At 70.6% G+C, this 26,186-nt stretch carries 27 protein-coding genes and 2 pseudogenes; 11 read left to right on the top strand and 18 right to left on the bottom strand.

Annotated elements, in window-relative coordinates:
• Positions 1–86 precede the first annotated feature (86 nt).
• The 4 genes from OG787_RS03965 to OG787_RS03980 all read left to right on the top strand — a co-directional run bounded on the left by OG787_RS03965 (position 87) and on the right by OG787_RS03980 (position 2,037).
• Complete coding sequence (locus OG787_RS03965) at positions 87–590, top strand: hypothetical protein (RefSeq protein WP_369032682.1); 504 nt, start codon at positions 87–89, stop codon at positions 588–590.
• 120 nt (positions 591–710) lie between these two features.
• The gene (locus OG787_RS03970; RefSeq protein ID WP_369032681.1) at positions 711–1,187 is read left to right on the top strand and encodes a MarR family winged helix-turn-helix transcriptional regulator; all 477 of its coding nucleotides are present in this window, start codon (positions 711–713) and stop codon (positions 1,185–1,187) included.
• The gene (locus tag OG787_RS03975) at positions 1,184–1,630 is read left to right on the top strand and encodes a MarR family winged helix-turn-helix transcriptional regulator (RefSeq protein ID WP_405534301.1); all 447 of its coding nucleotides are present in this window, start codon (positions 1,184–1,186) and stop codon (positions 1,628–1,630) included. Before OG787_RS03970 ends, OG787_RS03975 begins: the two co-directional genes overlap by 4 nt.
• A 56-nt stretch (positions 1,631–1,686) precedes the next feature.
• The gene (locus OG787_RS03980) at positions 1,687–2,037 is read left to right on the top strand and encodes a tetratricopeptide repeat protein (protein ID WP_369032679.1); all 351 of its coding nucleotides are present in this window, start codon (positions 1,687–1,689) and stop codon (positions 2,035–2,037) included.
• Positions 2,038–2,141: 104 nt separating this feature from the next.
• Here OG787_RS03980 and OG787_RS03985 read toward each other — a convergent pair whose 3' ends face one another.
• Positions 2,142–3,575: a PepSY-associated TM helix domain-containing protein gene (locus OG787_RS03985; protein ID WP_369032678.1), complete on the bottom strand. Its 1,434-nt coding sequence runs from the start codon at positions 3,573–3,575 to the stop codon at positions 2,142–2,144.
• A gap of 175 nt (positions 3,576–3,750) precedes the next feature.
• Between OG787_RS03985 and OG787_RS03990 the strand changes: the two genes are divergently transcribed.
• Positions 3,751–4,392: a peptide deformylase gene (locus tag OG787_RS03990; RefSeq protein WP_369032677.1), complete on the top strand. Its 642-nt coding sequence runs from the start codon at positions 3,751–3,753 to the stop codon at positions 4,390–4,392.
• Positions 4,393–4,413: 21 nt separating this feature from the next.
• On the opposite strand, the gene OG787_RS03995 is transcribed toward OG787_RS03990, so the two are convergent.
• Entirely contained in the window at positions 4,414–5,850 is a 1,437-nt protein-coding gene (locus tag OG787_RS03995) for a dihydrolipoyl dehydrogenase family protein (RefSeq protein WP_405534302.1), read from the bottom strand.
• Between the two features lie 129 nt (positions 5,851–5,979).
• Here OG787_RS03995 and trxA point away from each other — a divergent pair, with 129 nt between their 5' ends.
• Positions 5,980–6,348 carry a thioredoxin gene (trxA, locus tag OG787_RS04000; RefSeq protein ID WP_369032675.1) on the top strand — a complete coding sequence of 123 codons (369 nt, stop codon included), beginning with the start codon at positions 5,980–5,982 and terminating at the stop codon, positions 6,346–6,348.
• A gap of 78 nt (positions 6,349–6,426) precedes the next feature.
• On the opposite strand, the gene OG787_RS04005 is transcribed toward trxA, so the two are convergent.
• From OG787_RS04005 to OG787_RS04015, 3 genes are all read right to left on the bottom strand, one after another.
• Complete coding sequence (locus OG787_RS04005; RefSeq protein ID WP_405534303.1) at positions 6,427–7,872, bottom strand: aldehyde dehydrogenase family protein; 1,446 nt, start codon at positions 7,870–7,872, stop codon at positions 6,427–6,429.
• A 366-nt stretch (positions 7,873–8,238) separates the two neighbouring features.
• Positions 8,239–9,273, bottom strand: coding sequence for a LacI family DNA-binding transcriptional regulator (locus tag OG787_RS04010; protein WP_405534304.1), 1,035 nt, complete (start codon positions 9,271–9,273; stop codon positions 8,239–8,241).
• Between the two features lie 309 nt (positions 9,274–9,582).
• Positions 9,583–10,257: a TetR/AcrR family transcriptional regulator gene (locus OG787_RS04015; protein WP_405534305.1), complete on the bottom strand. Its 675-nt coding sequence runs from the start codon at positions 10,255–10,257 to the stop codon at positions 9,583–9,585.
• A 132-nt stretch (positions 10,258–10,389) separates the two neighbouring features.
• Between OG787_RS04015 and OG787_RS04020 the strand changes: the two genes are divergently transcribed.
• Positions 10,390–10,950: an NAD(P)H-dependent oxidoreductase gene (locus tag OG787_RS04020; protein ID WP_369032671.1), complete on the top strand. Its 561-nt coding sequence runs from the start codon at positions 10,390–10,392 to the stop codon at positions 10,948–10,950.
• 172 nt (positions 10,951–11,122) lie between these two features.
• Here OG787_RS04020 and OG787_RS04025 read toward each other — a convergent pair whose 3' ends face one another.
• Both OG787_RS04025 and OG787_RS04030 read right to left on the bottom strand, forming a co-directional pair.
• On the bottom strand, positions 11,123–12,004 hold the full coding sequence (locus tag OG787_RS04025) for an LLM class F420-dependent oxidoreductase (protein ID WP_405534306.1): 882 nt from the start codon (positions 12,002–12,004) through the stop codon (positions 11,123–11,125).
• A 69-nt stretch (positions 12,005–12,073) separates the two neighbouring features.
• Positions 12,074–13,057 (bottom strand): TerC family protein, encoded by a 984-nt coding sequence (locus tag OG787_RS04030; protein WP_369032669.1) that lies wholly within the window; start codon positions 13,055–13,057, stop codon positions 12,074–12,076.
• A gap of 287 nt (positions 13,058–13,344) precedes the next feature.
• On the opposite strand from OG787_RS04030, the gene OG787_RS04035 reads away from it, so the two are divergent.
• Positions 13,345–14,319 carry an alpha/beta hydrolase gene (locus OG787_RS04035; RefSeq protein ID WP_405534307.1) on the top strand — a complete coding sequence of 325 codons (975 nt, stop codon included), beginning with the start codon at positions 13,345–13,347 and terminating at the stop codon, positions 14,317–14,319.
• Positions 14,320–14,643: 324 nt separating this feature from the next.
• Positions 14,644–15,699 carry a helix-turn-helix domain-containing protein gene (locus OG787_RS04040; protein WP_369032667.1) on the top strand — a complete coding sequence of 352 codons (1,056 nt, stop codon included), beginning with the start codon at positions 14,644–14,646 and terminating at the stop codon, positions 15,697–15,699.
• Between the two features lies 1 nt (position 15,700).
• Here the strand turns inward: OG787_RS04040 and OG787_RS04045 are convergent, their stop codons facing one another.
• The 3 genes from OG787_RS04045 to OG787_RS04055 form a co-directional block, all read right to left on the bottom strand.
• A complete protein-coding gene (locus tag OG787_RS04045; RefSeq protein WP_369032666.1) occupies positions 15,701–16,174 on the bottom strand; it encodes a transposase in 474 nt (157 codons plus the stop codon).
• A 56-nt stretch (positions 16,175–16,230) separates the two neighbouring features.
• Positions 16,231–16,908, bottom strand: coding sequence for an ISAs1 family transposase (locus OG787_RS04050; RefSeq protein ID WP_369032664.1), 678 nt, complete (start codon positions 16,906–16,908; stop codon positions 16,231–16,233).
• A gap of 400 nt (positions 16,909–17,308) precedes the next feature.
• Entirely contained in the window at positions 17,309–17,620 is a 312-nt protein-coding gene (locus OG787_RS04055; RefSeq protein ID WP_405534308.1) for an FCD domain-containing protein, read from the bottom strand.
• A 15-nt stretch (positions 17,621–17,635) separates the two neighbouring features.
• Between OG787_RS04055 and OG787_RS04060 the strand changes: the two genes are divergently transcribed.
• Positions 17,636–17,866, top strand: coding sequence for a hypothetical protein (locus tag OG787_RS04060; RefSeq protein WP_405534309.1), 231 nt, complete (start codon positions 17,636–17,638; stop codon positions 17,864–17,866).
• 514 nt (positions 17,867–18,380) lie between these two features.
• Positions 18,381–20,095, top strand: a pseudogene (locus OG787_RS04065) (ricin-type beta-trefoil lectin domain protein).
• A 904-nt stretch (positions 20,096–20,999) separates the two neighbouring features.
• On the opposite strand, the pseudogene OG787_RS04070 reads toward OG787_RS04065, so the two are convergent.
• From OG787_RS04070 to catC, 8 genes and pseudogenes are all read right to left on the bottom strand, one after another.
• A pseudogene (locus tag OG787_RS04070) lies at positions 21,000–21,359 on the bottom strand (3-oxoadipyl-CoA thiolase); the annotation flags it as partial.
• A 12-nt stretch (positions 21,360–21,371) separates the two neighbouring features.
• On the bottom strand, positions 21,372–21,998 hold the full coding sequence (locus OG787_RS04075) for a hypothetical protein (RefSeq protein WP_369032661.1): 627 nt from the start codon (positions 21,996–21,998) through the stop codon (positions 21,372–21,374).
• Positions 21,988–22,356, bottom strand: a complete 369-nt coding sequence (locus OG787_RS04080; protein ID WP_405534310.1) for a hypothetical protein — start codon at positions 22,354–22,356, stop codon at positions 21,988–21,990. Before OG787_RS04080 ends, OG787_RS04075 begins: the two co-directional genes overlap by 11 nt.
• A gap of 67 nt (positions 22,357–22,423) precedes the next feature.
• Positions 22,424–23,242 (bottom strand): alpha/beta fold hydrolase, encoded by an 819-nt coding sequence (locus OG787_RS04085; protein ID WP_405534311.1) that lies wholly within the window; start codon positions 23,240–23,242, stop codon positions 22,424–22,426.
• A gap of 17 nt (positions 23,243–23,259) precedes the next feature.
• Positions 23,260–24,465 (bottom strand): acetyl-CoA C-acyltransferase, encoded by a 1,206-nt coding sequence (locus OG787_RS04090; protein WP_369032658.1) that lies wholly within the window; start codon positions 24,463–24,465, stop codon positions 23,260–23,262.
• A complete protein-coding gene (locus tag OG787_RS04095; RefSeq protein WP_405534312.1) occupies positions 24,462–25,106 on the bottom strand; it encodes a CoA transferase subunit B in 645 nt (214 codons plus the stop codon). The genes OG787_RS04090 and OG787_RS04095 overlap by 4 nt, the downstream gene beginning before the upstream one ends.
• Complete coding sequence (locus OG787_RS04100) at positions 25,106–25,888, bottom strand: CoA transferase subunit A (protein WP_369032656.1); 783 nt, start codon at positions 25,886–25,888, stop codon at positions 25,106–25,108. The genes OG787_RS04095 and OG787_RS04100 overlap by 1 nt, the downstream gene beginning before the upstream one ends.
• Positions 25,888–26,184, bottom strand: a complete 297-nt coding sequence (gene catC / locus OG787_RS04105; protein WP_369032655.1) for a muconolactone Delta-isomerase — start codon at positions 26,182–26,184, stop codon at positions 25,888–25,890. The genes OG787_RS04100 and catC overlap by 1 nt, the downstream gene beginning before the upstream one ends.
• Positions 26,185–26,186 lie beyond the last annotated feature (2 nt).

Genomic DNA, 26,186 nt, shown 5'->3' on the forward strand with positions numbered 1-26,186 from the left:
CCCACAGGAAAGTGGAAGCAGGTCGGTTCCACCGAGGAACAGACGGTGCCCCCGGAAATCCGGGGCACTGGACAAGGGAGAGCATTGTGCGAAATCCGCTGCGCAGACGGCTGGTCACATGGCTGACGACCGTGGCCGCGTCTGCCGCCACACTGGTCGGAGTGTCCGGCACGCCCGCCCAGGCGGTGGTGTGGAGCGAGCCGGGATACCTGAGGACTCAGACCGACCGTTGCCTCCAGGCGGTCACCGACGGGGTCCGGACGGCACCGTGCACTCAGATCAACAATCGCGCTTCCTTCAAATGGCGAATGGAAATCGACGGAAAACACCCTGGTCTCGTCCGGTTTCTTCTGGAGGGCTCGGGTTTCTGCCTCGACAGCAACAACGTGACGGTTTATCACACGCCGTGCGAAGCCGAATGGATCGGGCAGTACTGGCATCTGTCGAACACGACGAGCACATTCCTGTGGGGCAACAACAGCTCCAGATTCATGACCGGCTGGGACGCCGGCAATGTCTCCATGGAGCCCCGCGGCGCGAACCAGTCCGCCATGATCTTCAAGCAGGTCTGGCGGTTCGACCCCGTGTAGCCCCCGCGGCAAGGGTGTCGAGCGGCGAGGTCGGGGGCCGTGCTCCGGTGGGATCCGGTGAGATTTTCACAGCCATGGACATAGTAGTCATGGACATAATAGCCATGTACTGTATCCGGCATGAGTAAGACATCCGAGGGCGCGACCCCCGGCTACCTGGTCTGGCGACTGTCGACGAAGTGGCGCGTGGCCGTCGACCGGGCGGTCGCGCCCCTCGGGCTGACCCACGCGCAGTACTCGCTCGTCGCCTCGCTGTACGGCATGCGGCGAGCCGGCCTGCGCCCCAGTCAGCGCCGGCTCGCCGACCACACAGGCCTCGAACCGCTGTACGTGTCGAAGCTCGCGCGCGCCCTGGAGACCGCCGGCCTGCTGGAGCGCACCCGGGACCCGCAGGACCCGCGCGCGGTTCAGCTGGCCCTCACCGAGGAGGGCAGCGAGGTCGCCCGGCGCGCGATCAAGGTCGTACAGGGGCTGCTTCAGCAGTTGCTTGAGCCCCTCGGCGGCCTGGACAGCGAGCGCACCCGGGAGTTCACCCGCGACCTGGCACTGCTGCTCGACACCCCGCTCCACGCCGACCCCGAGAAGGAGCAGTCATGACCACAGCCCCCACCTCACCCGCGCTCAACCCTCGCGTCATAGCCCTGGCCCACTACGCCGCTCGCGGTGTCCTGGAAAACGTGCTGGCCCGTCACGGCGTCACCTTCCAGCAGTCGGTGACGCTCAGGCTCACCGTCGTCGCCGACGGGCCCGTCGACCGCGAGCACCTCGTCGGTGAGATCGTCGACGCGCTGAAGATCGACAAGGCCGACGCGCACACGGTCGTCGACGAACTCGTCGGGGGCGGGCTGCTGACAGCCGATTCCGCCCTGCTCACGGTCACGGACGCGGGACGCGAGCTGTACCGCACCACCAGCGCCGAGACCGCCCCCTACTCCGCGCGGATCTACGCCGGCATCCCGGACGGGGATCTGGCCGTCGTCGGCCGGGTGCTGTCGCTGATCACCGAGCGGGCCAACGCGGAGCTGGCCGCCATGGCCTGACCAGCGGTGGAATGAACGACCGCCCGGGTCGGTTACCGCCTCCGAAGGAGGCACGAGTGAAGACCACGACGGACACGTACTACGACCACGGGACGGCGGCGGAGCGCTGGGAGCGGGCGCGGCTGTTCTTCGACGCCAAGGACTACGCCGCTGCGGCGCGGGTACTGGGCGGGCTGGTCGAGGAGGTGCCGGAGCAGACCGCACCCCGGCTGCTGCTGGCGCGCGCCTACTACCACTCGGCCCAACTGCGGCGCGCGGAGGCCGAGTTGCTCGTCCTGGTCGAGCGCGACCCGGTGGAGCAGTACGCCCGGCTGCTGCTCGGACGCACCCTCCAGCGCCAGGGCCGCCACGAGGAGGCCACCCCGCACATGAAGCTCGCCTCGGCCCTCGCGGGCGACTTCGAGTAGATCCCCGTACGACGGACACGACAGGCACAACGACGGCCCGGCTCCCCGGACAGGGGCCGGGCCGTTTCGTCTCCACTCCCTACTCCCTGCTTACTGCTTACTGCTTACTGCGCGCCTGCCCGTTCCTTGTACGTCCGGTTGCCGCGCCGGTGGTCGATCTCGCCCAGGATCACGTCGACGGCGATGAAGACGGCGAGCGGAATGCCGAGCAGCGGAACGAAGTAGCCCACGACGGCCACGACCGCCATCAGCGGTACGAGGAGCAGCGGGGGCACCTGCTGCCAGGCGCCGCGCGGGATCGGGCGGCCGAAGGCGGAGGCCCGGCCGCGCAGCCACCACATCCGGTAGCCCCACAGGATGAGAAGGACCAGGGAGGCCGCCAGGGCCATCAGGACGAGTTGGTTGACGATCCCGAACAGGACGCCGGTGTGGGCGTCGATGCCCCAGCGGGTCAGCTTCGCGAGTACCGGGTAGTCCGCGAACCGGACGGTGTCGAGGACCTCGCCGCTCGTCGGGTCGACGGCGACCGCGTCCTGCTTGGTGGGCCAGCTGCGCTGGACCTGCTTGACGACGTACGCGGAGGTCTCGTCGGCGGGCGGGACGATCTCGACGGGGTCGCTCAGGCCCTCGGCGCGGGCCGAGGCGAGGACCTTGTCGAGGCCGACGCCGTGCTCGGTGGTGCTCCCGGAACCGGCCGCCGCGTCGTGCCCCGTGTGCTCGCCGCCCGCCGCGGAGGAGACCGACGGGGTGGACTGGCCGAGGGAGGTGCGCAGGACGTCGATGTTGGCGCCCGCGTAGGCCGACCAGGTCAGGCCGGTCGCGGAGAGGAAGATGAAGCCGACCGAGGCCCAGACGCCGACGGTGCCGTGCAGGCCGAGGGTGCGGCGGCGTCCGCTGGTGCCGCGTATCTTGCGCTGCGAACGGCGGCGGGCGAACCACAGCACCAGACCGCCGCCCGCGATCACCCACAGCCAGCTCGCGGCGAGTTCGCTGTAGAGGCGGCCGTTCTCGCCGAGGTGCAGATCGCGGTGGAACTCGTCGATCCAGGTCCGCACCGGCAGCGCACCCGTCGACCCGTACTGTTCGAGCGCGCCCTCCACCTTCGCGGTGTACGGGTCGACGAACACGGCCAGCGTGTGAGTCTCGCCGACACCGGACACGCCGGACAGCATGACCCGCGTCGTCTCGTCGTCCTGGGGCGAGGGGCGTACGGCCGTCACGGTGCCCTCGGGGTGGGCCTCGCGGGCGGCGGCCACCTGCTCGGAGATCGGCAGCTTGGTGTCCCCGACGGAGACGGTCATCTCATCGGCGTAGATGATCTTTTCGGCCTGGAACGAGGCCGCGTACAGAAAGCCGGTCAGAGCGGCGACCAGCAGGAACGGGGCGACGAGCACGCCCGCGTAGAAGTGCAGCCGCAGCACGAGCGGGCGGAGCGTGGCGGCTGCGGACGGTTTCGCCGGGGCGGAGGGTTTCGACGCGTCCGGCGAATCCGGGGACTCCGGGGATTCGTCCGTCGTGGTCGTGGGAGCGGTGGACATCGGCGGGGTCTCCGGAGGGCTGGGGACGGTGAGCGGGGGGGGCGGCCGTACGGGCGTACAGCTGTGGGGGCGGTCCAGTAGTCGGATGGACGGGCCGTCGAGTTCCCGGCACCTCAAGTGGCGTACGTCACACGGCGGGACGTCGGTTGTCAGAGGTGCGTGACATCCTGGCGCCATGGCAACTCCCCATGACCCGAACGCCCTTGCCGACCATGTCGAGCGACTCCTCGCCGTCGGCGGCCCGTTGCCGATCGTCGCCGCCGGAGACCCGGTACTGCGGCGCGCCTCCGTGCCCTTCGACGGGCAGCTCGGTCCGGAGCTGCTGACCCGCTTCGTGGAGGCGCTGCGCGAGACCATGCGCGATGCCCCGGGCGTCGGTCTGGCGGCCCCTCAGGTCGGGGTGGGGCTGCGGATCGCGGTCATCGAGGACCCGGCTCCGGTGCCGGAGGAGGTGCGGGTGGTGCGCGGGCGGGTGCCGCTGCCGTTCCGGGTGATCGTGAATCCGGCGTACGAGGCGGTCGGCACCGAGCGGGCCGCGTTCTTCGAGGGCTGTCTGAGCGTGCCGGGCTGGCAGGCGGTGGTGTCCCGGCCCGCGGCGGTACGGCTCACGGGCCAGGACGAGTACGGACGTGCGGTGGACGAGGTGTTCACGGGGTGGCCGGCCCGGATCGTCCAGCACGAGACCGACCATCTGGACGGCACGCTCTATCTGGACCGCGCCGAACTGCGCTCGCTGTCCTCCAGCGCGGCCATGGTGGAGCGGTGGGGCCAGCCGACCCCGGCGGAGGCGGCCGAGGAACTGGGCTTCCCCCTCTGACCGCCTCCCGTGCGCTCGCCCCTACTTCCCGTCGCGGAACGCCTCCAGCAGCCGCAGCCAGACCTCACTGATCGTCGGATACGACGGCACCGCGTGCCACAGCCGGCTCAGCGGCACCTCGCCGGCGACGGCGACGGTCGCCGAGTGGATCAGCTCGCCGACGCCAGGGCCGACGAAGGTCACGCCGAGCAGGGTCTCGCTGTCCAGGTCGACGACCATGCGGGCGCGTCCCCGGTAGCCGTCGGCGTACAGGCCCGCGCCCGCGACCGAGGAGAACTCCACGTCGACCGCGCGCACCCGGCGGCCCGCCTGCTCCGCCTCGGCCAGGGAGAGGCCGACCGCCGAAGCCTCCGGGTCGGTGAAGACGACCTGCGGGACCGCGCCGTGGTCGGCGGTGGCCGCGTGGGCGCCCCAGGGGTCGGTCTCCAGGAGCGGTACACCGGCCGCGCGGGCGGCGATGGCGGCGCCCGCGATCCGGGCCTGGTACTTGCCCTGGTGGGTGAGGAGGGCGCGGTGGTTGACGTCGCCGACCCCGTACAGCCACTCGCTGCCGGTGACCCGGAGGCTGTCGTCGACGGGCAGCCAGGAGCCCGGTTCCAGGCCGACCGTGTCGAGGCCGATGTCGTCGGTGCGCGGGGCGCGGCCGACGGCGAAGAGGATCTCGTCGGCCTCGATCCGGTCGCCGGTGTCGGTGACCGCCACGACGGTGCCGTTCTCCCTGGTCACCGACCGGACCGAGGTCCCCGTACGGACGTCCGTGCCCGCCTCCGCCAGCGCCTCGGCGACCAGCTCGCCGGCGAACGGCTCCATGCGGGGCAGCAGGCCCTTGCCCCGGACCAGCAGGGTGACCTGGGAGCCGAGTGCCTGCCAGGCCGTGGCCATCTCGACGGCGACGACACCGCCGCCGACCACGATCAGTCGGCCGGGCACCGACTTGGCGCTGGTCGCCTCCCGGCTCGTCCAGGGCCCGACCTCGGCGAGACCCGGCAGGTCGGGCAGCTGGGCGCGGGTGCCCGTGCACACGGCGACCGCGTGCCGGGCGGTGAGCACGCGCGTCGAGCCGTCCTCTCCGGTCACCGTCACCGTGCGGGGCCCGGCCAGGCGCCCCTGGCCCCGGTAGAGGTCGGCGCCGATGGAGTCGAGCCAGCCGATCTGTCCGTCGTCCTGCCAGTTCGAGGTCTCGTAGTCGCGGTGGGCGAGGACCGCCTCGGCGTCCAGGGAGCCCTGCACGAGGTGGCTCAGACCTGGCACGCGGCGGGCGTCGGCGCGGGCGATGACCGGGCGCAGCAGGGCCTTGCTGGGCATACAGGCCCAGTAGGAACACTCGCCGCCGACCAGTTCGCTCTCCACGATCGCGGTGGAGAGGCCGGCCGCGCGGGTGCGGTCGGCCACGTTCTCCCCCACGGGTCCGGCACCCAGCACCACTACGTCGTACACGTTGGATTCCGTTTCCGTCATGGGGCCAGTCTGGTGGGTGGTGTGGCCCGTGGCCACACGGGTACGCGCGCGGAATACGCCGTCGCCGGGGCGTGTTGTGCGAGCGCGACTCACCGGTAACGACCCGACAGCAGGAAGAGGAATCAGGTCATGAGCAGCACCGTGGAGCTGACCAAGGAGAACTTCGACCAGACGGTCACGGAGAACGAGTTCGTGCTGATCGACTTCTGGGCATCGTGGTGCGGACCGTGCCGTCAGTTCGCCCCGGTGTACGAGAAGGCCGCCGACGAGAACCCCGATCTGGTGTTCGGCAAGGTGGACACGGAGGCCCAGCCGGAGCTGGCACAGGCCTTCGGTATCCAGTCCATCCCGACCCTGATGATCGTCCGCGACCAGGTCGCCGTCTTCGCCCAGCCGGGCGCCCTCCCCGAGGCCGCCCTGACGGACGTCATCGGCCAGGCGCGCAAGCTGGACATGGACGAGGTCCGCAAGTCGGTGGCGGCCCAGCAGGCGAAGTAGCCCGCGCCCCGAAGGGGCGCGGGGAACTGCGCGACCAGCCCCCACCGGGCTCGCAGCCGACAACGCACCGGAGGCGTTCTAGAAGGGGTACGGCGCCACATCCCCCCGCACGGTGGTCCACCGCACGTCGGTGAACGCCTCCAGGTTCGACTCCCCACCGAACCGCGCACCGGTCCCGGAGGCCGCAACCCCACCGAACGGCGCCACGGCCTCGTCGTTGACCGTCTGGTCATTGATGTGCACGATCCCGGTCGGAATGCGCTCGGCGAGGTCGAGCCCGCGCGCGGTGTCACGAGTGACGATGCCGAGCGACAACCCGTAGGGCCCGACGGCGGCAAGGGCGGCGGCCTCGTCAGCGGTGGCGAACGACCGTACGGGCGCGACCGGACCGAAAACCTCCTCCGCGTACGCGGGCGTGCTGTCGTCGACGTCGGCGAGAACCGTAGGCCGGTAGAACAGCTCCTCGTGCGTGCCGCCGGCCGCAAGCCTCGCACCGCTCGCCGTGCTGGACTCCACCAGCCCGTGGACCTTGGCGAGCTGCGCGCCGTCGATGATCGGGCCGAGGTGGACGTGGGCGCGGTGCGGGTCGCCGACGGCGAGGGAGTCGGCCTTGGCGGCGAGCCGCTCGACGTACTCCCCGTACAGCGACTGGTGGACGAGGTGGCGGCCGGTCGTCATGCAGATCTGGCCCTGGTGGAAGAAGGAGCCCCACGCGGCGGTGGAGATCACCGCGTCGAGGTCGGCGTCCTCCAGGACGATCATGGCGGAGTTGCCGCCGAGTTCCAGGTGGGCCCGCTTGAGGTGCCGGCCGGCCGCCTCGCCGACGGCGCGGCCCGCAGCTGTGGAGCCGGTGAAGGAGATGACGGGGACGAGCGGGTCGGCGACCAGGGCCTGGCCCGCGTCGGGGCCGCCGGGCAGCACGTGCAGCAGGTCCTCGGGCAGGCCCGCCTCGGCGAAGATCGCGGCCAGGGACAGCCCGCCGCAGACCGCCGTACGCGGGTCCGGCTTCAGGACGACCGCGTTGCCGAGCGCGAGCGCCGGGGCGACGGAGCGGATGGAGAGGATCAGCGGGGCGTTGAACGGCGAGATCACACCGACCACCCCGACGGGCACCCGGCGCGTGTAGGACAGCCGGGGCGCCTCGGAGGGCAGCACCTGTCCGGCGGGGCGGGACGCGAGGGCGGCGGCCTCGTAGCACTCCTGGGCGGCGACGTGCAGCTCGAACTCGGCCTTGCCGGGGATCGAGCCGGACTCGCGGACGATCCAGTCGCGCAGTTCCTCGGCGTGCTCGGCGAAGAGGTCCCCGGCCTTGCGGAGCACCCCGGCGCGGACGAAGTGCGGGGTACGTGCCCATGCCGCCTGGGCGGTACGGGCGGCCTGCGCGGCCGGTCCGACGTCCTCACCGGTGGCGAGCACGACCGTGCCGAGCGCCTCGCCGGTGGCAGGCTCGGTGACGGTGTACTCGGGGCCCGAAAGGGGACGGGCGGCGTGGGACTGCCAGGTCTTGGGGTCGAGCAACGGCATTGCGGCTCTCCGTTCAGTCACCGGCGGGACGCGCGGAGCGAACGCGGGTCCCGTTGTGGTTCGCGGCCGTCCGTCGGCCGCGGAGCGGGATGCGGTGACCCGGCGCACGGCAGAGCAGCACGCGGTGTCCGGTGTTCGACGACATCCCCATCTGGTTGAGCGTGCAACATCCTATGGCCTGTCAGCCGAATCGGGCCGACGCAAAGCAACGGCACTTCACCCGCACACACCAGTCCCACCACAGCCAGACAGCCGGCCACCGAGACGCGCCCCAAAGGGGCGCGAGGAACTGCGCGACCAGCCCCCACCAGCCCGCAGAGAACCCCAAACCTCACGCACCCGACCCCACAAGCCCAGCGCAGCGGCTCAGCTGGAGTCGCGGTGGACGAGTGTCGCGCCCAGGACGTTGTGGGTCTCGGGGGCGGCCCCGGGATTGCGCACCGCGCGGTCGACGAGTTCGGCGAGGTCCTTCCCGGCCGGGAGTTCGATGTGGACCGTGCTCAGTGTGGGCCGCAGCAGCCGGCCGAGGACCAGGTCGTCGGCGCCGACCAGCGCCGTGTCGTCGGGGACGGTGACGCCCGCGTCCTGAAGGGCGCGCATCAGGAGCATCGCGTACTCGTCGTTGAACGCGAAGACACCGTCCAGGCCGAGTTCGGGCCAGCGAGCGGCGAGGCGGGCCGCGGACTCCTCCTCGTAGGCGAGCGACAGGACGGTCACGGAGGCGTCCGTACCCTCCACCGCTCTGCGCACCCCGTCGAGACGGGGCTTGGAGAAGACCTTCATGCCCGGCTCCTCGGGCACGACTACACCGATCCGACGGCGGCCACGGGCGTACAGGTGCGCGCCCGCGCTGCGGCCGACACCCTCGTGGTCGATGAGCATGCTGTGCGCGCCCTCGATGCGCTCGGAACCGAGCGTGACGACGGCCCGCGCACCGGAGCGCTTGAGGACGGCCACGCCCTGCGGTCCGAGCCCGCCGACGGGCACGAGGACGGCGGCGGGGCGCAGCTCGGCCCAGGCCCGGGCGGCCTCGTCGCCGCGCAGACCGACCGAGGCGTACTGCACGACGGTGTAGTCGAGCCGGCTGAGCGCCCACTGGAGTTCGTTGATGAACTGGCTGTAGAGCGGGCCGATCGGCACGTTCGGGGCGGGCATCAGGACCATCCGGCTGTGGCCGGCCCGCAGACTGCGGGCCGCCGCGTGCGGAACGTACCCGAGTTCCTCCGCGGCCTCGTGGACGCGGCGGCGGGTGGGTTCGCTGATCCGGACGGCACTGGTGTTGTTGAGGACGTAGGAGACGGTTGCGCGCGAGACGCCGGCCAGGCGGGCCACATCCGCGCTCGTGGGCACGGAGCGTGGCTGGGACGTCGCCGGGGCGGCCGAATTCGGTATCTGCACCATGACGTACGGCATCTTTGCAGAAGCTCGGGGCAAGGGTCGGAGCGGGGGAACTTCGCAATCGATCCGGTAGCAAAGGCGGTTGACGAAAGCGCTTCAGGAAAGCGCTTTACTGAAACGCTTCAGAAAGATCATTCAAAGATCGTTTCGGATTGCCGAGGCCTGCTGGACCACGGGTTCAGGGCCCGATCCCGAACAGCCGCGCACCGAACGCGCTTTCCGGACAGCCCGCGCCAAGTCCCGGACGGATTGCACTGGTTGATCACCCGTGCGGGCCGGAGCACGCGCCGGGCAATTGGCCGAAACTCGCGGTCAATACGAAGGCGTACCGCCGGCGATCCGGTCGACGAGGTCGATCCAGCCCGCCTCCAGCCGCGCCGTCGGCATCCCGCACTGCTTGGTCAAGTGGTGGACAAGGGCCGGATCCAGATAGCCCATCAGCGTTTTCGCGAGAAGTTCGCAGTCGGCGTCCGGAATGGCCTGCCGCAGCAGCAGGGCGACGTGCCCGGACAGCACCATGCGGGGTGCGGAAGCGAAGCGGCGGCCCGGTTCGCCCTCGGCGGCCAGTTGCAGTTCCAGTTCGTCCGCGGTCCTGCGCAGCACCGCGACACCGAAGGCGTGCAGCCGCTCCACCGGCGGCGCCCCCGGTCCGAGCGGTGGAGGGCCGGACAGGAAGGCGGCCTGGAGCTTCTTCTCGGAGTGGTCGAGCAGCGCCATCAGCAGACCGGTGCGGTCCCCGAAACGCCGGAACACGGTCCCCTTGCCGACCTGCGCCGCGGCGGCCACCGCCTCCATGGTGACGCATCCCACACCGCACCGCTCCACCAGCTGCGCGGCGGCCTCCAGCAGCCGGGCGCGGTTGCGCGCGGCGTCGGCACGCAGGCACGGCTCGTCGGCCTCGGGGCCGACACCGGCGCCCAGTTCGAGCAAACGGGGTTCGTCGGCCCACCCCAGGGGCTTCGGGAAGGGCGGCAGGGACTCGGACATGAAGCCAGCGTAACGCCCAGGAATGAAACTGGACCCTGGTCCGTTTAGATGCTACAACTTTAAACGGACCTCGGTCCGGATCGTAACGGCAATGTTTCAGCCCCCCCCTGTACAGCCCCTGTGGAGTCCCCCATGTCTGTTCGCATCCTTGCTCTCGTCGGCAGCCTTCGTGCCGGTTCCCACAACCGTCAGCTCGCCGAGGCTGCCGTGAAGCTCGCCCCCGAGGGCGCCGAGGTCGTGCTGTACGAAGGCCTTGCCGACATCCCGTTCTACAACGAGGACATCGACGTCGAGGGCAGCGTCCCGGCCGCCGCCGCCGCGCTGCGCGAGGCCGCCGGCACCGCCGATGCCCTGCTGCTCTTCTCCCCCGAGTACAACGGCACGATTCCGGCCGTCCTGAAGAACGCCATCGACTGGCTGTCCCGCCCGTACGGCGCCGGTGCCCTCGCCGACAAGCCGGTCGCCGTCGTCGGCACCGCCTTCGGCCAGTTCGGCGGCGTCTGGGCGCAGGACGAGACCCGCAAGGCCGTGGGCATCGCCGGCGCCAAGGTCCTCGAGGACGTCAAGCTCTCCATCCCCGGCTCCGTGGTCCGCTTCGCCGAGACCCACCCCGCCGACGACGCCGAGGTCGCCGCGCAGCTGACCGAGGTCATCGCTCTGATCCACGGCCAGGCCGCGCCCGCCGCCGCCTGATCGACGTACGCATGACGACGTACGCATGACGACGTACGCATGACGACGTACGCATGGAGGAAGGGCCGGAGCCCCGCGCGGGCTCCGGCCCTTCCTCCTGTCTCGTCCGGGCCCTCTTTCCTGCCCGCTTCGAGCCCTCTTTCCTGTCCCCGTGGCCCCTGGTGCCCCGCTCTCAGCCCAGTTCGGCCGCGCGGCGCGCCGCCGGGGCCACGAACTGCTCGATCCACGCGGCCGGTTCACCCGTGACCGGGCCCAGCATGACCGTCTCGATGCCGAACTTGGCGTAGCCCTCGATGTCCCGGACGAAGGCGTCGACGTCGTTCTCGGCCAGCGCGTCGCCCATGTAGAGAAGCGTCCTGGTGATGTCGTCGTACGGGCGTCCGACGCTGTCGCAGTGGCCGCGCAGGACGTCGAGCTTGTGCGCGACCTCCTCCGGGCTGGTGGCGAACAGGTTGCAGGCGTCCGCGTACTGGGCGACCAGGCGCAGTGTCTTCCGCTCCCCGCCGCCGCCGATCATGATCTCCGGGTGCGGCGAGCTGACGGACGCCGGGACGCAGAGGGTCTCGGCGAGTCGGTAGTGGGTGCCCTCGAAGGGGCCGTTGTCGTCCGGGTCCCACATCTGGAGGCAGATCCGCAGGGTCTCCTCCAGCCGCTCGAACCGCTGGGCCGTCGCCGGGTACGGCACCCCGAGCCCCTCGTGCTCACGGTCGTACCAGGCGGCCCCGATACCGAGGGTGGCCCGGCCGCCGGACAGGACGTCGAGCGTGGTGGCGATCTTGGCGAGCAGTCCGGGGTGGCGGTACGTCACCCCGGTCACCAGCGCGCCGAGGCGGACCGTGGAGGTGTGGGCCGCGAGGAAGCCGAGGGTCGTGTAGGCCTCCAGCATGGGGTCCTCGGCGCCGCCGTTGAACTCCATCTGGAAGTAGTGGTCCATGACCGTGAGCCGGTGGACGCCCGCGGCCTCGGCCGCGGCACCGGCCGCCGCCAGTTCGGGGCCGAGCGCGGCGGCACCCGAGGAGTGGTTGAACCTGTTGATGTGCACGCCGAGCCGCATGTCCGTCTCCGTTCGCCTGCATCCAGCGGTGTTCTCCGAGCGACGCTAGTTCTTGGAGCGCACACCAAGTCAAGCCCGGGCGTTGGCCTCGGCCTCCGCCTCCTCCTGCTTCTTCGAGGCCCGCAGGCTGGTCACGGTCGTGACGGCCAGGACGAGGACGATGAAGCCGAGCGAGAAGGGGATGGAGATCTCCGGGACGTGGACGCCGGACTCGTGCAGTGCGTGCAGCACCAGTTTCACGCCGATGAAGCCGAGGATGATCGACAGGCCGTACGAGAGGTGGACCAGCTTCTTCAGCAGGCCGCCGATGAGGAAGTACAGCTGGCGCAGGCCCATCAGGGCGAAGGCGTTGGCGGTGAAGACGATGTACGGGTCCTGGGTCAGCCCGTAGATGGCGGGGATCGAGTCGAGCGCGAACAGGACGTCCGTGGACCCGATCGCGAGCATGACCACCATCATCGGCGTCATGATCCGCTTGCCGTTCTCGACGATGAACAGCTTGGTGCCGTGATACCGGTCGGCGACGCCGAACTTCGCCTCCGCCATCTTGAGCAGCTTGTTCTCCTCGTACTCTTCGGCCCCCTCCTCGTGCGAACCCTTCTTGGCGTCCTGGACGAGCTTCCAGGCGGTCCAGATGAGGAAGGCGCCGAAGATGTAGAAGACCCACGAGAACGTGGAGATGATCGCCGCGCCGGCCGCGATGAACCCGGCCCGCAGTACGAGGGCGACGAGCACGCCGACCATCAGCACCCGCTGCTGGTACTGCGAGGGCACCGCGAACTTGCCCATGATCAGGACGAAGACGAAGAGGTTGTCGACGCTCAGCGACTTCTCGGTGATGTACCCGGCGAAGAACTCGCCGGTGGGCTTGGACCCGCCGTAGATCAGCAGCCCGAGCCCGAACAGACAGGCGAGGACCACCCACACCACGGTCCAGGTGCCGGCCTCCTTCAGTGACACGTCGTGGGGCTTGCGGCCGATGAAGAAGTCGACGGCGACGAGGACGCAGAGGGCGACGACGGTCAGCGCCCAGACGGCGAAAGAGACGTTCACAGGTACTCCAAAGAAAAGATGTGCAATGGCAGCGTTGTCATCGCCGGAGATCACTTCCACCCCGAAGCGGTGAACAACGGCCCATTACCTGGCAAAATCCCAGGTCATCAGCGTGTGCAGGGTTCCGGCCGAGGCTGGGCCGCCCGGGCTACCCGCCGAATGGCGGGCAAGTCCCGCCGGACGGCGGCGCTCCGGAATGCGGTGGACGCGCGGATCATCCTCGTACGAGCCGCAGCACGCAGCACCCAGCACCCAGCACCCAGCACGCAGCATGAGGAGCAGAAGCAATGACGCTTACGCCGCCCCCGTTCGACCCCGAACTCGCCGCCGTCCTGGAGATGCTCAAGGACGCGGTGCCGCCCCAGCTGACCATGGACGAGATCGAGGCCACCCGCAACGGGCCCGGTCTCGCGATGCTGGCGGACCTTGACCTGACGGTCGGCGGGGCCTTCGAGGTCGAGGACCGGGTCGTGCCGGGCCCCGAGAACGCGCCCGACATCTCGCTGCTGATCTGTCGCCCGACCGCGCCGGCGACACAGATTCCACTCCCCGTGATCTACCACGTCCACGGCGGCGGCATGGTCATCGGCAACAACCGCGTCGGCGTGGACGCCGCACTGCGGTGGGCCAAGGAGCTGGACGCGGTGGTGGTGTCGGTGGAGTACCGCCTGGCGCCGGAACACCCACACCCCGCACCCATCGACGACGTCTACGCCGGACTGCTGTGGACCGCGGACCACGCCGCCGAGTTCGGCGCCGACCCGGACCGGATCGTCATCGCCGGCGCGAGCGCGGGCGGTGGCCTGACGGCCGCGCTGGCGCTGCTCCTCAGGGACCGCAAGGGTCCGCGGCCTCTCGGGCAGCTGCTGATGTGCCCGATGCTCGACGACCGCAACGAGACCGTTTCCTCGCACCAGATGGCGGGCCTCGGCGTGTGGGACCGCACGGCCAACGAAACGGGCTGGACGGCGCTGCTGGGCGCGGAGCGCGGTGGCCCGGACGTCTCCCCGTACGCCGCCCCGGCCCGCGCGGAGGACCTGTCCGGCCTGCCCCCGGCCTTCCTCGACGTAGGCTCCGCCGAAACCTTCCGCGACGAGGTGGTGTCCTACGCCACCCGCCTGTGGCACGCAGGCGGGTCCGCCGAGTTGCACGTCTGGCCGGGCGGCTTCCACGGCTTCGACGGCTTCGCCCCCCAGGCAACCCTCTCCCAGGCCTGCCAGACGGCCCAGACGGCGTGGCTACGGAGGCTGCTGGCGGAGTAAGGGGGGCGAGGGGCCGGTTGTTCACTGCGGGCCCGGTGGGGGCTGGCCGCGCAGTTCCCCGCGCCCCTGGGGGGCTGCGCCCCCAAAGACCCCTACCGCACCCCCAGGGACGCGGAGTATGGGGGCGCAGCCCCCACAGGGGCGCGAGGAACTGCGCGGCCAGCCCCCACCGAACCCGCACCAGACCACCGGGCCACACCCCCCAAAGGTGGGGGTATGGGGGCGCAGCCCCCATAGGGGCGCGGGGAACTGCGCGACCAGCCCCCACCGGGCCCGCAGGCAAAGAACTCCCCTAAACTCGCCCCCATGCCTCACCATGGGGCCATGAAAGAGCTGGCGGGGCGCCTCACCGCGCTGGATCCGGACGCCGGCGCCGCCGTCCGGGTCATCGCCTACTTCGACCGCCTGGCCGAGCACCGCGCCGGGCTTGAGGCGCTGGTGCGCGGCGCCGCCGTCCTGGCCGGCTGCCCCGCACGGCTCGCAGACGCCGGCCGCCGCGTGCACCTGCGCGTCGAGACCGACGGCCGCCGCCGCGACACGGACCAGCCGCCCGACCCCGCCTGGCCGTCCGCCCCGCTGTCCCCGGACACCGCCCCGGCCCTGTGGCTGGAGCGAGCCGGAGCGCCCAGCGTCGTCGACGCGGTGATCCTGGAACGCGCGGCGGCAGCCATCCGTACCGTCCTCGACCGCACCCGCGGCCGCGCACCGGCGGCCCGCGCCGACGACCCGGCGCTCGTCGAGACCCTCCTCGACCCCACCGCCCCCGAGCAGGTACGGCTGCACGCCGCCCGCGCGCTCGGCCTGGACCCCGCCGCCCCGGCCCGCGCGATCGCCCCGCTCGACGGCCCGCCCCGCATCCTGGCCGCTGCCGCACTCCGCAGGCCCACCCCCGTCGAGGGCGGCCCGGACTCGCCGGATCACGTCGGATCCCCCGACCCCGCTCTCCCGCCCGGCCGGGTCGGCGTCGGCCCCGCCGTGCCGGTGCTGGACCTGCCGGGCTCCTGGACAGCCGCCCGCACCGCGCTCCGGTTCACCGCCGACGGCACCCCGCACTCCCCCGGCCCCCGGGTCGTCTACGCCGATGAGCTCGGCGGCATCGGGCTGCTCGCCGAGCTGGTGGTGCCGGGGGCCGATCCGCCGCCCGATGTGCAGTCACTGGAGGCGGCGGTCGCGGACGCGCCCTGGATGCTGGCGACGTTGCACGCCGTCGCCTCGACGGCGAGCCTGCGGGGAGCCGCCGTCGAGATCAACGTCCACCACTCCACGCTCCAGGACCGGTTGGGCCACGCCGAGGCGCTGCTCGGGTGGCCCGTCCGTACTCCGCAGGGCAGGCTCAGACTGCAACTGGCCCTGACCATGCGGCATTTGGGGCGCGCGTAACTCACGTTGGCGGCAAGGGAGTTACGCCCAGGCCGTCACCGGCACGAACGAGCTGTCCCGGCGGGAATTTCACCCAGTTCAAATAACCCTCTCCTGACCTGCACCAGGGTCTTTGAGAAGTGATCTTGTGTCCGGGTTCGTCATGCCAGCCCGAGGCGGTGAGGGGCCGTAGGTGGTCACGGGCGGTGCGGCGGAGGGCGGCTGCGATGTTGGTGTGGCCGTCCTGGCGGTGGATACCGATGGCGAGGTTGCGCAGGCCGGCCATGACGCGGGGCAGGCGGCGGCTGCGGGTCTTGGAGGCGTCCTCGTGGAAGGTGCGGTCGCGGACGTGGTGCAGCTGGCTCTCGATGCGCCAGTGGCCACGGATCCAGGTGGCGAGTTCGCTGCCCGTGGCCGCACCGGGCGGCAGGCTCGTGACCAGGTAGATCCGCTCGATCGTCAGTTTGCCCGTGCCCAGATCGCCTCTCCAGCGCACGACTTGGAGGGCCTGGCGGGCGTGGGGGTAGTCGAGGTGGGCGAACGTGGCGGTCTTCAGACGGCGGATCTCGTCGCGGTGGTGGGCCGTCCGCGTTCGTAGTGGTCCAGGCGGACGTCGCGCCAGGGCAGGCGCCGGACGCTCTCGTGGAGAGCGGGGTGGTTCCTTTTCACCACGGCGAGGTAGTGGGCTCCGCGTTTGTGCAGGTAGGTGGCGTGGTCGTGCTGGGTGTGCAGGGCGTCGGCGGTGATGACGGCGCTGGTCAGATCGATGCTGTCCAGGAGTGGAGCGAAGGCCGGGATCTCGTTGCTCTTCCCGTCGATCTGTCGTTGGGCGAGGACCTGGTCGCTATGCATCATCGCTGCGATCAGGGCGACGGCCGGCTGTTTCGCGGTGCGGGAACCGCGGAGAGTCTTGCCGTCGACGGCGATGATCTTCCGTCCCGAGGCTGGGGTCTTGCGTTCCTGGAGGAAGTGTCCGATGGCGCGGTCCAGTGCGTCACCGTCCGCGGCGGCCAGGACGAGGCGGATGGTCGTGGCATGGGGCGGGCGGATCAGGCCGGTCAGCGGATCGGGCCGGAAGCCGAGCAGGGCCAGGACGCGCTGCGGGGCGTCGGCGACCCACTCGCCGATCGCTGTGATCGAGGCAGCGCCGGCCAGAACGGCGGCGGCCGCAGCGGTGAGCAGAGCTGTCCATGGGTGACGGATACCTCGACGGGCTCGCGGGTCAGGCACCGTGGCTAGATAATTCCGCAGGTCAGCGACTGTTTTCAGCGGGGCAGGGCCGGAGGCGTCCCCAGTTGCCGGAGACATGACGGCATGCGGGAAGATGGGTGCGCAGGCATGGACTCGCTCGGTGGTCATACGGACTCGACACCCACATGATCACCAGCATCCATGCCTGTTCTGCATCCAGGGTCGCTGCCGACAGAAGCTGACAAGACGTCACATCCGGTGCCCAGCAGGCGAACCACCCACCTCAAGACTTCTCTAGGGCCCTGCGGGTGGAGAGGCGTGGTGAGTGTCCGCAGTGTCGGTGCGGAGCCGATTACGCCACTTCACGCTGTGGATCGGGCCACCACCCGGCACGGCAACCACACATAGGGCATACCACCACCGACCTCGGCAGCTCTCTTCAGGAGCCGGCTGAGGCGAAGCGCGCGGCCCCACGGACGTTCCAGGGGTCGTGGGTAGCGTCGAGCCCCGCGATGGAGGTGAGGGCGGTGCGCGCGAGATGTTGGGCAATCAACTGACCACACCGTGTCGCTGCACGTTTCTGGGCGGCGTCGAGGATGGCGGCGTGCTCGTCATGGGCAATGCGCGTGACCTCGGCAACATCGACGGTTGACACGCGGTAACGGCGGTAGCGTTCGGCGTGGTCCCACAGCTCCTCTAGCTGGCAACGCATTCGTTCGCCCACCTTGCTGAACAGCGTGGTGTGAAACACCCGGTGGTGCAGGCGGTGGCAGGCGAGGTCGATGTCACGGGACTGAGGGCCGTACTGGAGGCGCACCCCTGGACCGACATGACCACCGACTGCTCCTGGTCGTCGGCCCGGTTCAAGGAGTACGGCAACTCCGGCCTCGGAGCCGGCGTCGGCGCGAACGCGCCGAAGCTGACCGACGCCGAGGCCGGTGACCACACCGCCCAGAAGTACCTGGCCGGCACGGACGGATGGAACCCGGTCCAGTGACCGCGACCGGAATGACAGACGCACCGCCAACCAGAGGCGCCCCCGCCCTCGCGGCACGGTGAACCACGGCGGGGCCGGGACAGCACGACCGTCCCGGCCCCGCCGTCACGTCCTCCACAAGCTTCGGACCGCTTCGCCGTCACCCTGACCGACTCCAGCCGGCGGACACGTGACCGTATACCTCCCGGGAGCCTCGCGGTCGCGCAGTCCTGCGCACACGCCGAGCCACACCAGGACTTCAGAGTGCGGCTCGATCTTCCGCAGGGCAGCGGCGGCTGAGGCGATGCGGGCCACGATGGCTGCGGGCGACGGAACACCAGTCGATTCGCTCCGCCCGCCCGGACGGCGCCCCGATCCCGCGGGGGTCTCGCGGTCACCGGCAGCGGCCGGAAGAACAGAACTCGCCACCGGGCAACGGATTTTCCTGTTCCACCTCTTGGCGTGGGCACGCTTCTTGGCTGCCATGCGATGGATTTCTTTGGAAAATGATCCATTCTCCGCACGGAAGGTCCCGATGTCGAACAAGATTGCACGAAGATGGACCAGACGCGTCGCCGCGCAGGTCCTCGTCCTCGGCCTCGCTCTCGCCGGTCTGGCCTCCTTCGACCGGCAGGCACCGTCGGTCCCCCTGTCCTCCGATCCGGCCGCCGTCAGCACCAACCAGATCGGTGTCACCCCGCCACCGTTGGGCTGGGCGTCCTGGAACAGCTTCGCCAGCAGCATCGACTACAACACCATCAAGGCCCAGGCCGACGCCTTGGCTGGTGGCAGGGCGACCGCGACGCCAACGGCAACATCGTGGTGGACGAGAACCTGTGGCCCGGCGGCATGAAGGCGATGGCCGACTACATCCACAGCAAGGGTCTCAAGGCCGGCATCCACACCGACGCGGGCAAGCAGGGCTGCGGCTACTACTACCCCACCACCCGGCTACGGGCACCGGCGACCTGTGGCGCACCAGCAACGACATCATCTTCTGGGGACAGACCCCGGACACGGCCAAGATGCTCACCAATTTCGACCAGGCCATCCACCCCGCGGCCCAGCACACCGGGTACTGCAACGACCCCGACATGCTGATGGTCGGCATGAACGGTCTGAGCGTGGCTCAGAACCGGCTGCACATGAGCCTGTGGGCGATATCCGGTGCCCCGATGCTGGCCGGCAACAACCTGGGCACGATGAGCACCACGACCCGCGACATCCTCACCCGGCCCGAGGTCCTCGCCATCGACGAGGACGCGCGCGGCCTGAAGGGCGTCAAGGTGGCCGAGGACACCCGGAACCAGCAGGTGTACTCGAAGGTGCTTGCCGGCACCGGAAAGCGCGCCGTGCTGCTGCTCAACCGCACCGGCTCCGCCGCCTCGATGACCGTCCGCTGGGCCGACCTCGGTCTGACCACCGCCTCCGCCTCCGTGCGCAACACCTGGTCGCGCAGCGACGCCGGCTCCTTTGCCACCGGCTACACCACGACCGTCTCGGCGAACGACGCCGTGCTGCTCACGGTCTCCGGCACCGAGGCGTCCGGCTCGACGTACGAGGACACCAGCACCGCGACCACGCCCGCCTTCACCGGCGTCACCACCGGCGCCGCAGGCACCAAGCTGGTCGACATCACCTATGCCAACGGAGGCAGCTCGGCCCGTAAGGCCACCATCCAGGTCAACGGCCAGTACAAGTACCAGGCGTCCTTCCCGCCGACCGGCTCCGCCACGACCTACCGGACCGTGTCCGTGCTGGCCCACATGGCCAAGGGGACGAACACCGTGACGTTCGCCGCCGTCTCCGGCAGCACCGCCCCCGACATCGACGCGATCCGTGTCCAGGGGGTCCCGGGCACCAACGGCGTCGCGCTCACCGGTGCTGCCTCGAACCGCTGCCTCGGCTTCGAGAAGAACACTGTCGCGGGCGGCAGCCAGGCCATCCTGTGGGACTGCTTCGGCGGCCGGAACGAGATCTTCGCCCAGACCTCGCGGGGCGAGCTCGTCGTCTACGGCAACAAGTGCCTGGACGCCGACAACAACGGCACCGCCAACGGCACCAAGGTCATCCTCTTGGACTGTACCAACGGCACGAACCAGAAAGTGGACCGTCAACTCCAACGGCAGCATCACCAACAACCTGTCGGGCCTCTGCCTGGACGCCGACGGAGCCGCGACCGTGAATGGCACCAAGGTGATCCTGTGGACCTGCAACGGCCAGACCAACCAGAGGTGGACGCTCCACTGACCTCCGCCACGGTCTCGCAACCCTCGTGGCAGTCATGAACCCGAGTGCGGGCAACCGGAGCCACCGGCTGCCCGCACTCAGCAGCCGCAACCACAACCGGCTGGCGCAGACCTGGGTCCACCGCCCGCAAGTGCCCACCGTGCAACCATCGCCGCCGCTCAGGGACTTACCTGGTTCCAAGGCGTCGGGCTGCTCCACGGCGAGATGCCCGACGGCGACCGTCTCCAGCCTGGCGCGGGGAATCCCGTCCGCCGGTCCTTCGGCGTGGTGCAAGGGGGCCACGTCGTGGATGTTCTCGACGACGAGGGTGTGAGCGGTGATCCGGGCCAGTTCGGGTCGCAGGTCACAGGCGGCGAGGGCGTCGCAGCAGGGCACGGCCGAGGGGAGCTTCGGCCGTATCCGGTTCGGCGAACCAAGGTCCGGGACTGCTCACCAGCAGTGGCTCCGTCCGCTTGAGCCGTACCAGTGGGCGCGCTCCCGTCAGGCTCCGGCGGGCCGATGCGGGCGGACGAGCCGATCAGCCCCAACGGGGCGACACGGTCGGGGTGTTGGACCGCGGCATGGGCCCGGATGGCGCCGCTCAGGGAGAGCCCGCGTAGTGGAAGCGATCCCGGCCCTGGTGGTCGACGAGGTCGAGGACCAGACACACGAGGTTCTCGCCGTCGTGCCGTCCGGTTCGGGGACGGGGAGCAGGCCGCTCGGTGAACCGATGTATCCGGGGAGGTCAAGGCTCACGACCCGGAAGCGTCGGGAGAGGCCGGGCACTGCATCAGCCAGATGGTCGTCGATGTGCCCAGGAAGGCCCCGAGGACCAACAGCGGCCCCCGTCCGGGCCGACGGCTTGGTGATGCAGCAGTTGCAGAGAGGTCACTGCGGCTCCTGTGGGCGTGTACTGCGGCGCGGCTCAACGTTCGAGCGCGAGGGCGAGGCTTTGGCCGACGCCGATGCACAGGGTGACGACTCCGGCTCCGGTGCCCTTGCGGGCGAGTTGGTGGGCGACAGTGCTGACGAGGCGGGCACCGGAGGCGTCGAGGGGGTGGGGGGCGATGGCGTCGCCCTGGGGGTTGAGGATCTCCGGGTCGTACTCGGGCCATTCGGCGACGCGGCCGAGAACCTGGGGTGCGAAGGCCTCGTCGAGTTCGAGAGTGGACAGGTCAGCGAAGGTCTTTCCGGCCTTGGCCAGCGCGCGGTTGACGGCCTCGACCGGGGCCAGTCCGAAGTAGTGCGGGCTGAGGGTGGAGGTTCCGGAAGCGGAGACGCGGGCGGGCCACGGAGGTCACGCCGTCGTACGTCCCGTGCCGGGTTCCCCGCCGACGTAGACCGGCGTGCCCGGCACGGGTTCCGTGGTCCGCACAGCGGGACGCCGGCTGGAGCCGACGATTCGGGCCGTCCCGTCCGTCCCGCCCAGCTGTTCGAACTCGAAGAGCACACCCTCCGCCCCGGGTGCGACGGCCTGGTACCGGACGGCGACGTCTCGCCCCGAGGCCAGCTCGGCCGAGCGGACCGTATGGGGCTGCGGGCATGCGCCGACGCCCCGGCGGACGATACCGACCGCGAGTTCACGCAGCCGGATGTCGTCGATGAGGTCGAGGAGTTCCACGGCTGCGGGGTTCGCCGGCACCACACCCTCGCCGAGCACGAGCACGGGCCGGTTGCGTCCGGCCGCCGCCGTCTGGAAGGCGGCCAGCATCCGCTGTTCGGCGCGGCGCGTGGACCGCAGCAGCCGTTCCTCGATGTCGCGGGCCGCGCGTGCGATGAGCGGGGCGAGCAGGGGAGAGTCGTTCCTCGTGTCACACGTGATGCCGAGGACGCCCACCAGCCGGCGGGTAACCGGGTGGGTGATCGGATGCCCGTAGCAGCTGAACGCTTTGAACGGCTCCAGGTAGTGCTCGTCACCGTGCACCGCGATACCACGGCACAGTTCGTGTGCCGTGGCGATCGAGTTCGTGCCGGTCGTCCTCCAGGAAGACCCCGCCCGTCACCACCCCTAGGGCCTCCAGCCGGTCGTGCAGCCGTCGGGCGCCGATGGGCATGTCCACGATCCGCGACTCACGGTCGGTGAACAGCACGCAGAAGTCCCCGTCGCCGAGTTGCTCGGCGAGTTCGGCGAGCACCGGCTCGGCAGCCGCCACCGGACGGCTGCGCCGGTCCACCGCGTCCGGGTCGAAGCGCAGGTTCGGGGCCTCGGGGCTGAGCCCGCTCATCTCGGAGCGCCACCAGCAGTGGGCGATCTCCGGACGGAGCGTGTCACTGGGCTGCACAGCGGCCTCCGGTGAACTACGTGCCGCGTCTTTGCGGCTTGGCGCTGACATACGCGGAGCGAGCGGATCAGTCGGGCAGGGGAATCCGCGTCCCGTCCTCCTCTTGGGCTACGGACAGGTGCGCGGTGAGCACGTCCTGCAGGGCCCTGGGCCGCTCGGCGGCGAGGTGGCCGCAGGCGATGGTCTTCAGTACGGCGTGCGGGATGCCGTCGGCGAGTTCCCGCGCGTGCTCCAGCGGCGTTGCTGTGTCGAGGGTGCCCCCGACGACGAGGGTGGGGGCGCTGATCGCCGCGAGGTCGGGGCGCAGGTCGTAGTCGGCGAGGGCGTCGCAGCAGGCCGCGTATCCGACCGGGTCGGCGTCGGCGAGGTTGCCGAGCAGTCTGCGGCCGAAGGGGGTGTCGGCGAAGTCGGCCGAGGCGAACCAGCGGCCCGGGCTGGTCTCCAGCAGCGGAGCTGTTCCCTTGCGCCGCACCAGATCGGCCCGCTCGTGCCACGGTCGCGCGGCGCCGAAGTGCGCGGAGGAACAGACCAGGGCCAGGGAGGCGATCCGGTCCGGATCACGCGCTGCGAGGTGGGCGCCGACGGCTCCGCCCATGGAGATGCCCGCGTAGTGGAACCGGTCCCAGCCGTGGTGGTCGGCGAGGGCGAGCACCAGCGACGCGAGGTCCTCGACCGTCGTACGGCCGGGCTCGGCGTCGGGCAGGACATCGGACGTGGAACCGCCGTGTCCGGGCAGGTCGAAGCGCAGTACCCGGAAACGGCGGGTCAGGGAAGGCAGTTGGGGTTCCCAGACCGCCTTGGAGGTGCCCAGGGACGGGCCGAGGAGCAGGGGCGGGGCGTCCGCCGGTCCGACGACGTGGTGGTGCGGGAGCGGGGAGGCGGGCACGGCGGCTCCTGGAGGTTTCACCGGCGTTCGAGGACCAGGGCGAGGCCCTGGCCGACGCCGATGCAGAGCGTGGCGACTCCGACGCCGCCGCCCTTGCGGGCGAGTTGGTGGGCGACGGTGCCGGTCAGGCGCGCACCAGAGGCACCGAGGGGGTGGCCCAGCGCGATGGCGCCGCCCCGCGGGTTGAGGATCGCCGGGTCGAACTCGGGCCACTCGGCCACGCAGCCCAGGACCTGGGCGGCGAACGCCTCGTTCAGCTCCAGCACCGACAGGTCGTCGAACCTCCTGCCCGCCTTGGCGAGAGCCCGGTTGACCGCCTCCACGGGGCCGAGCCCGAAGTAGTGCGGGTCGATCGCGGAGACGCCGGTCGCCGAGACGCGGGCCAGCGGTTCGCGGCCGGTGGCCGTCAGACCCTTCTCGTCGACGAGGAGCAGAGCGGCGGCGCCGTCGTTCAGGGGGGAGGCGTTTCCTGCGGTGACAGTCCCCGCAGAGGTACGGAAGGACGGCTTCAGCCTGGCCATGGCGCTCAGTGACGCATCCGGCCGTACGCATTCGTCGGCGTCGAAGACCACCGGCTCGCCCTTGCGCCGCGGTATCGGCACCGGTACGAGTTCGGCGTCGAACAGGCCTGCCTGCTGGGCGCGCGCGGCCTTCTGGTGGCTGGCGAGCGCGAACTCGTCCTGCTGCTCACGGCTGATCCTGTGCTTCTCGGCGATCAACTCCGCGCTCTCGCCCAGCGGGACGGTCCACTGCGGGTCCATCCCCGGGTTGACCATCCGCCAGCCCAGCGTGGTCGAGTACAGCTCGGCGTGGCCGGCCGGGAACGGCCGGTCCGACTTGGGCAACACGTACGGCGCCCGCGTCATCGACTCGACGCCACCCGCTACGGCGATGGAGGCGTCCCCGACCGCGATGGCGCGGGCGGCCTGGATGACCGCTTCGAGGCCGGAGGCGCACAGCCGGTTGACGGTCACGCCCGGCACGGAGGTCGGGAGCCCCGCCAGCAGCCCGGCCATGCGGCCGACGTTGCGGTTCTCCTCACCGGCGCCGTTGGCATTGCCGAAGTACACGTCGTCGATCCGCGAGGGGTCCAGGTCCGGCGTACGGCCGAGGAGTTCACGGATGGCGTGGGCGCCCAGGTCGTCCGGACGCACCGACGCGAGAGCGCCGCTGTAGCGGCCGATCGGGGTGCGGACCGCGTCGACGATGTAGACGGTCTTCACTTGAGGTCCTCCGCGACGGTCAGCTTGGCGTCGGTCTTGGCGATGACGTCGTCGACGGTGACTCCGGGGGCGACCTCGGTCAACACCAGTCCGTGCGGTGTCACGTCGAGCACGGCGAGATCGGTGATGACACGGTTCACACACGCCTTGCCCGTGAGCGGCAGCGCACACTCCGAGAGGATCTTCGGGTAGCCGTCCTTGGCGGAGTGGGTCATCACGACGATGACCGTGCGGGCGCCGTGGACGAGGTCCATCGCCCCGCCGATCCCGGTGACCAGCTTCCCCGGGATCGCCCAGTTCGCCAGGTCCCCCTTCGCCGACACCTGCATGGCGCCGAGCACGGCGACGTCGATGTGTCCGCCGCGGATCATCGAGAACGACAGTGCCGAGTCGAAGAAGGAGGCACCCGGCAGGACGGTGACCGTCTCCTTGCCCGCGTTGATCAGGTCCGGGTCGACCTGCTCCTCAGTCGGGTACGGACCGGTGCCGAGGATGCCGTTCTCCGACTCCAGGATCACCTCGACGCCGACAGGAAGGTAGTTGGGGATCAGCGTCGGCAGACCGATGCCGAGGTTGACGTACTGCCCGTCCCGCAGTTCGCGCGCGGCCCGGGCGGCCATCTGCTCGCGTGTCCAGGCCATCAGCGGCTCACCGTTCTCTCTGCCACGGGCACCGAGATCGTCCGCTGCTCGATCTTCTTGTCGGCCGCCTGTCCGGCGGTGAGGGCGACCACGCGCTGTACGAAGATGCCCGGCAGGTGCACGGCGTCCGGCTCGATCTCGCCGGGTTCCACGAGCTCCTCGACCTCGGCGATGGTCACCTTGCCGGCCATGGCGGCGAGCGGGTTGAAGTTCCGGGTGGACTTGTTGAACACGAGATTCCCGTGCCGGTCTCCCCGCCAGGCCCGTACCAGCGCGAAGTCGGTACGGATTCCGCGCTCCAGCACGTACTCCGTGCCGTCGAACTCCCGCACCTCCTTCGGCGGCGAAGCCAGCGCCACCCCGCCGGAGCCGTCGTACCGCCACGGCAGTCCGCCCTCGGCGACCTGCGTGCCCACCCCGGCCGGAGTGAAGAAGGCCGGGATGCCGGCCCCGCCGGCCCGCAGGCGCTCGGCCAGCGTGCCCTGCGGGATCAGCTCGACTTCCAGTTCCCCGGCCAGGTACTGCCGGGCGAACTCCTTGTTCGCGCCGATGTAGGAGCCCGTCACCCGGGCGATCCGGCCGACGGCCAGCAGCACCGCGAGGCCGGAGTCCATCGCCCCGCAGTTGTTCGACACCACCGACAGCCCGGCCACACCCCGCTCGTACAAGGCCTGGATCAGCACGTTCGGCACACCGCTGAGCCCGAACCCGCCGACGGCGAGCGACGCGCCGTCCGGCACGTCGGCCACCGCCTCCGGGGCCGTGGCCACCACCTTGTCCATCACGCCACGACCTCACCGGCGGCGAGGTCGGACGGGTGCTGGGCCAGCGGTGTCACGTCGACCTTCATGAAGGGGAAGAGGGGGAGGTTCCACAGGAGGCGGTGCAGTGCCTCGTTGTCGGCGACGTCGAAGACGCTGATGTTGGCGTACTGCCCGACGCACCGCCAGATGTGCACCCACTCCCCCGACTTCTGCAGTTCCTGGCAGTACGCCTTCTCACGTGCCACCAGGTCCGCGCGGACCCCGGGGTCGAGGTCGCGTGGAATCGCGACGTCCATCCGTACCGCGAACAGCACCG

The sequence above is a fragment of the Streptomyces sp. NBC_00075 genome, from assembly GCF_045041225.1.
Classification (GTDB): domain Bacteria; phylum Actinomycetota; class Actinomycetes; order Streptomycetales; family Streptomycetaceae; genus Streptomyces; species Streptomyces adonidis.

Bases quoted from the DNA above. Each gene is read 5' to 3' on its own strand.
- OG787_RS04040 (WP_369032667.1), top strand. From the start codon at position 14,644: ATGAAAGAGCTGGCGGGGCGCCTCACCGCGCTGGATCCGGACGCCGGC.
- OG787_RS04025 (WP_405534306.1), bottom strand. From the start codon at position 12,004: ATGCGGCTCGGCGTGCACATCAACAGGTTCAACCACTCCTCGGGTGCC.
- OG787_RS03975 (WP_405534301.1), top strand. From the start codon at position 1,184: ATGACCACAGCCCCCACCTCACCCGCGCTCAACCCTCGCGTCATAGCC.
- OG787_RS04035 (WP_405534307.1), top strand. From the start codon at position 13,345: ATGACGCTTACGCCGCCCCCGTTCGACCCCGAACTCGCCGCCGTCCTG.
- OG787_RS04020 (WP_369032671.1), top strand. From the start codon at position 10,390: ATGTCTGTTCGCATCCTTGCTCTCGTCGGCAGCCTTCGTGCCGGTTCC.
- OG787_RS04100 (WP_369032656.1), bottom strand. From the start codon at position 25,888: ATGGACAAGGTGGTGGCCACGGCCCCGGAGGCGGTGGCCGACGTGCCG.
- OG787_RS03985 (WP_369032678.1), bottom strand. From the start codon at position 3,575: ATGTCCACCGCTCCCACGACCACGACGGACGAATCCCCGGAGTCCCCG.
- OG787_RS04015 (WP_405534305.1), bottom strand. From the start codon at position 10,257: ATGTCCGAGTCCCTGCCGCCCTTCCCGAAGCCCCTGGGGTGGGCCGAC.
- trxA (WP_369032675.1), top strand. From the start codon at position 5,980: ATGAGCAGCACCGTGGAGCTGACCAAGGAGAACTTCGACCAGACGGTC.
- OG787_RS03990 (WP_369032677.1), top strand. From the start codon at position 3,751: ATGGCAACTCCCCATGACCCGAACGCCCTTGCCGACCATGTCGAGCGA.
- OG787_RS04005 (WP_405534303.1), bottom strand. From the start codon at position 7,872: ATGCCGTTGCTCGACCCCAAGACCTGGCAGTCCCACGCCGCCCGTCCC.
- OG787_RS03970 (WP_369032681.1), top strand. From the start codon at position 711: ATGAGTAAGACATCCGAGGGCGCGACCCCCGGCTACCTGGTCTGGCGA.
- OG787_RS04095 (WP_405534312.1), bottom strand. From the start codon at position 25,106: ATGGCCTGGACACGCGAGCAGATGGCCGCCCGGGCCGCGCGCGAACTG.
- OG787_RS03995 (WP_405534302.1), bottom strand. From the start codon at position 5,850: ATGACGGAAACGGAATCCAACGTGTACGACGTAGTGGTGCTGGGTGCC.
- OG787_RS04010 (WP_405534304.1), bottom strand. From the start codon at position 9,273: ATGGTGCAGATACCGAATTCGGCCGCCCCGGCGACGTCCCAGCCACGC.